3 protein-coding genes are annotated in these 2415 nt (G+C 52.6%); all 3 read right to left on the bottom strand.

Translation table 11 applies throughout. From position 1 onward, the window contains the following. Nucleotides 1–27 precede the first annotated feature (27 nt). On the bottom strand, nucleotides 28–240 hold the full coding sequence (locus ACLIRY_RS26935) for a hypothetical protein (RefSeq protein ID WP_413208502.1): 213 nt from the start codon (nucleotides 238–240) through the stop codon (nucleotides 28–30). Nucleotides 241–366: 126 nt separating this feature from the next. Then, nucleotides 367–1209, bottom strand: coding sequence for a hypothetical protein (locus tag ACLIRY_RS26930; protein ID WP_413208501.1), 843 nt, complete (start codon nucleotides 1207–1209; stop codon nucleotides 367–369). A gap of 4 nt (nucleotides 1210–1213) precedes the next feature. Then, the coding region (locus ACLIRY_RS26925; RefSeq protein ID WP_413208500.1) for a VENN motif pre-toxin domain-containing protein at nucleotides 1214–2415 on the bottom strand (1202 nt) is incomplete at its 5' end.

Genomic DNA, 2415 nt, shown 5'->3' with positions numbered 1-2415 from the left:
AGCAGCAAGGCGTCTTTCTCCGCTTCGCTAAGTCGATATGTCCGGGGCGTTTTCATACAAAGGTTGAATCACAACCCAGGCCGTCAGCCAACCGATTTCGCCAACCCCGTGAGCAATTACGTAGAAGGTGCCGAAGTCCGTGTAGTCGAAGAGGGTTTCGTACAGGTGCCGGGAGGAGGGGGCCGCCGGGCGGAACAGCGCCGTGAAGCCCGCCAGGGACTGCGATAGGACCGTCTGCACCGCCGAGCCAGACAGGCCATCCTAGCGCCAATGCACCAAAGGACAGGCGGTCGGAGCCGTTCGAGCTTCTGATAGGCTTTCGATCCTCCCCGTCCCAGGGGGCCTATTGACCGGGTGGCGAGAGCGTCACCCCGTGAACTCCGTCGTATAGGGGAGAAAATCGAAGCGGCCTTCTTTTCGAAGAAGGACATGTTCGCAATACCGGTCGATGGCCTCCTTGGGGTCGGCCAAAATGCGCATGTTCGGCACATCTGCGTCTTTGATATGATAGACAACCTTGTCTTGGATATGATTCTTTACAAAAAGAACATCTCCTTTTCTCTCTAGCCTGGAATATCGACTATCGAGAAACATCATGAAGTTTGTATAGGATTCCATCGATAAGTCTTTTGGGCGAACCCCTGGAATCATTTCTTCTATCAAAGGTAGATATTTTTTCTTCAACCTAAGTCTTTTTAGGTAGTTATCTATACTACTCCATCCGCCTACGATAGGAAGGGGGAGGAGTATCCGCCGAATACCCCATATAATTTCCTCTGGAGCATTCAGCCCGTCGAAACGTTGGTAATAGGCAAGGCGGATCGGATCAGGAAGGCTTAGGTGACGACCGTAGTATCCATCAATATTATGTTGATCAACATTATCTCCAATAGGATCTCGCTCAATAGAGATGAGTCTACCATTCACTTCTTGCATAAGTTCATAAGAAATTCCATTAGAACCAACACTTGATCTATCGAAGCTTCTTATAAAAAGATCCCCCCCATTAAGAAGAATGCGCCCAGACCTCTCCTGATGTTGAACTATTCTCTCATAAAGCCATTCTTTTCCTTTTTTCATAGGAGTGACAATATCGGCAACTCTTTTGGTATTGAAGATACCATTCAATTCATCTCTATGCATTTGATTTTCTGATTTTATAATATCAAATGCCTTATCTGAGAGAATATCTTCATAGGTTATTGGCATTTACTTACCCCTTCATTCCATTAATTTGCTCAACCAACAATTTTTCCATCTGGTTCTGCTCATCTCTTAGCCACGTACTATACCCTGCGTCGATCGGCGTTCCTTTGTAGGTGATCCATGGCGTCTCTGTCCCCTGAACGCGGCAGCCTTTCGAGCAGTTCAAGGATGCCGGAAGCGGTTGATAGTTGATCGGGTTATTCTCTACCAGCTTTCGCTGAACTTTATTGAGGTCTTTAAACCCAGGTAGATCCTTGATCGCATCTTTAGGAAAGATATGGTCCTTGTGGATACTCACGCCAGAGGGGATGTCAATCACCTGATTGGTCAACGGATCCCGCATTTTAGTGGCTTGACCCGCAGCATTATAGAACTCCGTGCGCAAACCGGTTTTGGCGTCGACCGCAACCTTCGCCCCACTTTCACCGACTTCAGCCGTGGCACGAACAACAACATTTTTCCCAACCCGCTCAGCTTTGAGAATAACCCCTGCACCGCCAAAAAGACCGGGAACCGCAACCATAGCGCCATCGAAAACAACCGCTGCGCCCGCAAGTAAGCGATCGACGAGCGTGCTGTTTTCGTCATTGAAAACGATCCCGTACTCCTCGAGCGATACGGCCAGTGAGAAGAGATCCCACGGAGTTTCGCCCCAGTTATTCTCGACCGCGACATCCGCCGCGTCTGCCGCCTCGTTCGCATCCAGGCCAGCGAGTGCCGCAGCTGTGGCTGCGGTCATCTTGGAGAAGCCCTTGAGCCGTTCCTTCAATGCACCGAGTTCTGCCACGGTGTAGTCGGCTGGGTTCAGGTTACCCAACATCGCCTCGGCGGCCATCTCGGCAACGGCGGCACCCACCGCCCGAGAGCTGCAGGACGTTCCCGCGATGGCCCCGGTTGCGCAGCCCAAGGCCGCATGGGCCACCTTGTGACCGATGTAGCCCAAGGTGGTGTCCTTGACGTCCGTATAAGCTTGCCCGATCTCATAGGCGACCATGGCCCCGACCACATCGGCGCCCAGGTTCCGCGCCAGCGACACCGCCGCGTCCCCGGGATCCTGGCCGTAGAGCGCGACGTTCGACCCAAACTGGATCGTATTGCGGATCGTGGCCTGCAGGGCGACCCGCTCAAGCCGCTCCACGAAGGTCAGTTCAGAAGCCGCCACGTTCAGACCCGGCAGGTCCAGCCCCGACAAAGCCGCATCGGTCAAGC

Origin of the sequence: Rhodospirillum sp. A1_3_36 (genome assembly GCF_047263945.1) — a bacterium.
Taxonomy (GTDB): Bacteria; Pseudomonadota; Alphaproteobacteria; order Rhodospirillales; family Rhodospirillaceae; genus Rhodospirillum.
This window is presented reverse-complemented; position numbering and strand designations above follow the sequence as displayed.